The organism is Pseudomonas sp. 05T35, assembly GCF_056396605.1.
Window position 1 is genome coordinate 1 of record NZ_JBFTLU010000660.1, and the last position, 3,357, is coordinate 3,357.

The 3,357-nt window shown below is 62.0% G+C and carries 2 protein-coding genes and 1 pseudogene; all 3 read right to left on the reverse strand.

Annotated features, from left to right (window positions below):
- On the reverse strand, window positions 1–500 hold a 500-nt coding region (locus AC1DH9_RS28535), incomplete at its 3' end, for a 3'-5' exonuclease (RefSeq protein ID WP_477809272.1).
- Window positions 501–570: 70 nt separating this feature from the next.
- Window positions 571–2,406, reverse strand: a pseudogene (locus tag AC1DH9_RS28540) (acetyl/propionyl/methylcrotonyl-CoA carboxylase subunit alpha).
- Between the two features lie 138 nt (window positions 2,407–2,544).
- Complete coding sequence (locus AC1DH9_RS28545; RefSeq protein ID WP_427543586.1) at window positions 2,545–3,342, reverse strand: enoyl-CoA hydratase/isomerase family protein; 798 nt, start codon at window positions 3,340–3,342, stop codon at window positions 2,545–2,547.
- Window positions 3,343–3,357: the final 15 nt, after the last annotated feature.

The window sequence follows — 3,357 nt, forward strand, 5'->3', positions numbered from 1 at the left end:
GCATCTTCCAGCGCCCGGTGCTGTTGACCGGTAAATTGCATACCCGCCAATTGCAGGGCGCCATTGAGCCCCAGCGGCCGCTCCAGTCGGCGGGCCTTGGCAAAGCGCTGCTTCAGGTTCATGTGGGGGACTCGGCTCAGGGCGCTGTCGAGTTGCAGGCGTTGCCATTCCTGAAGCAGTTGCTGTCGGTCGTAATCGCCCCAGCTGGCCCAGCCTTCAAGGCGCGTGTGATGCTGGCCGAGCCAGCGCTCGAACAGCGGCCAGACCTCGGTCAGTGGCTGGGCAGCGTCGATATTGGCTTGGGTGATGTGGGTCAGTTCGCGACAGAAAGGGGTCAGCAGCGGTCGTCGCAGGGGCCGAACGAAGCGCTGGAAGTAGTCCAGTTCGCGGCCTGCGCGATTGACCAGGGTGGCGCCGATTTCGATGATTTCCATCTCGGTTACCGGCCAGCCACCGTCATCGGTGGTCGCTTCGAGATCAATTACCAGCCAATGAGGCATCGCAGGTTTCCTGGTGTCCGCGTCCTGATGAGGCTGAGCGTAGCCAAATGCGATGGATCCGCCTAGCGGCTTATTCAACCTCCAACAAAATCTGACGATTTTTTACCTGATCGCCGGGGCTGACCTGCAGCCGTTTGATCACACCGTCGATACCGGCCTTGAGCGGGTGTTCCATTTTCATCGCTTCCAGCACCAGCAACAATTGCCCCTTGCTCACCGATGAACCTTCACTGACCAGTACGTCGACAATCGCTCCATCCATCGGGGCTTTCAGCGTACCGGTGCGGGTGTCGACTTGGCTGCTGACGGGCGCCAATGTCTGGTCTTGCAGCAGCAAGCTGCCGGGGCGAGTGAACAACCACAGTTGTCCGGCGGCCAGTTGATAGGCGTAGCGGCGGCGAATGCCGTTGATTTCCAGGTTGGCCGAGCGGGCGTTGATATCGAGTCGTTTCAGTTGCAGCGTTTCCCCGGCCACTTGAATACATAATTGCCTGTCGGGCAGAGCGACCGTCGTTGAGACCGATTCGTTGCTGCAACGGTGCGTTGGCGCTGTTGCACCAGCCGGCGAGTCCTGGCGGATGGGCGCCAGCGGACTGCTGATAGAACAGCATCGTGGCGATAGCCAGCTCTTCGGTCGTGGGCGCGTGCGAGTGAAGGCTTGGGTGATCGGCGAAGTGTTGCGCGATGAACCCGGTATTGAAGTCCCCGGCGATGAACTGTGGATGCTCCAGCAAACCAGCGAGCAGACGCTGATTGGTCTGCAAACCCAGCAAGGCACTGTCCTGGACTGCCCGCAGTAACTTGCGCCGAGCCTCCTCGCGGGTGGCGCCGTAAGCGATGATTTTGCCAAGCAGCGGGTCGTAAAACGGGCTGACCTGCTGATCTTCAAGCAAGCCGTGGTCAATGCGCACCCCGTCCGCGAGGGCCGGTTCCCAACGCATAATGCGCCCGGTCTGGGGCAGGAAATCCTGCGCCGGATCTTCGGCGTAAAGACGCACCTCCATCGCGTGGCCCTTGAGTTCGACCTGTTCCTGGCGCAGCGCCAGTGGTAACCCGGCCGCAACATCCAGTTGCCAGGCCACCAGGTCCAGGCCGGTAATCATCTCGGTYACCGGGTGCTCGACCTGCAAACGGGTGTTCATCTCCAGAAAGTAAAACTGGCCCCGCGCATCGAGCAAGAACTCCACGGTGCCGGCGCCGACGTAATACACTGCGCGCCCGGCCTTCAGCGCAGCGTCGCCCATGGCAGCTGGTCGCCGAATAGCTGAATCTCGACATGGCGCGGTTCGATCAGCGCTTGTTCGAGAATCAACTCGTCGCTGCCAAACGCGTGCAGGGCTTCGGAGCGTGCGGTGCGGATCTGCGCAAGCAATTCATCCGCACTGTGCACCAGACGCATGCCGCGCCCACCGCCGCCGGCGCTGGCCTTGATCATCAGCGGATAGCCGATGCGTTCGGCTTCGCGGCTGAGGGTGGTGTCATCCTGCTCCGCTCCTTGGTAACCGCCGATGCACGGTACGCCAGCGGCGAGCATGGCGATTTTCGACAGGCGTTTGCTGCCCATCAGTTCGATGGCCGCAGGATCCGGACCGATAAAGGTGATGCCGGCCTGGGCGCATGCCGTGGCGAATTCAGCGTTTTCCGAGAGGAAGCCGTAGCCGGGATGGATCGCGTCCGCGCCGCTGCGCAATGCAGCGTCGATGATTGCCGCACTGTTCAGGTAGGACTGGGCAACAGCAGCGGGGCCGATGTTGACCGCTTCATCGGCCATGCGCACATGCAGGGCATCGGCGTCGGCATCGCTGAACACCGCCACTGTGCGATAACCCAGCGCTTGAGCGGTGCGCTGGATGCGACAGGCGATTTCACCGCGGTTGGCGATGAGGATTTTGCGCAGGGTGGGCATGGGGTGATCCTTTGTGTTGTGCAGTGTTTTTGAGGGCCTCATCGCGAGCAGGCTCGCTCCCACAGTTGATCTTCGGTGTGTATGAGATAGTGCAAACACCCCAGATCCAATGTGGGAGCGAGCCTGCTCGCGATGCTTTCAAGGCGCCCAACCCGGTTTGCGTTTCTGTACAAAGGCCATCGTCCCTTCGACACCTTCCACCCCGGTCACGGCTTCACTGAACCACTCGGCCGCCTGGTCGAGCAACGGTCCCAGCGGCTGTTCGGTGCTGGCCAACAACAAGGCCTTGGTCGCGGCATTGGCGCCAGGCGCGCAACACAGAACGTGGGCGAGCACTGCGTCCAGACGTTCAGCCAGGGCTTGTGCATCGTGTTCGACAAAATGCACCAGCCCCAGACGCCGCGCTTCATGCCCGTCAAAACGCGCGGCGGTCAGCGCCAGGCGTCGTGCCTGGGTGAGGCCGATACGCTGGACCACAAACGGTGCGATTTGCGCTGGCAGCAGGCCGAGGCTGGTTTCCGGCAAGCCGAACTGGGCATTGTGATCGGTCAGTGCAATGTCGCTGACACACACCAGACCGAAGCCGCCGCCGAGCACAGCCCCCTGCAACACGGTGATCAGCACTTGCGGCGCGTGCTGGGCTTCTTCGAGCAGGGCGCCAAACGCGCGGTTCAATTCGCGGTAGGCCTGCTGACCTTGAGCGCGGGCGTTGGCCATGTCTTTCAAATCGCCGCCGGCAGAAAAATGCCCGCCGGCACCGCCGAGCACTATCGCGCGGATGTCCCGGTCATCGCGCACCGCCGCGAGTACTGCGCGCAATTCGGCGACCATCTGCAAGCTCATGGCGTTGCGGCAGTCTGGCCGGTTCAAGGTGATGTGCAGAACGCCGTTGTGCAGTTCCAGCAGCAGGGTCTGGCAAACGGGCAAGGTGGTCATTTTTTCTTCCCGGGC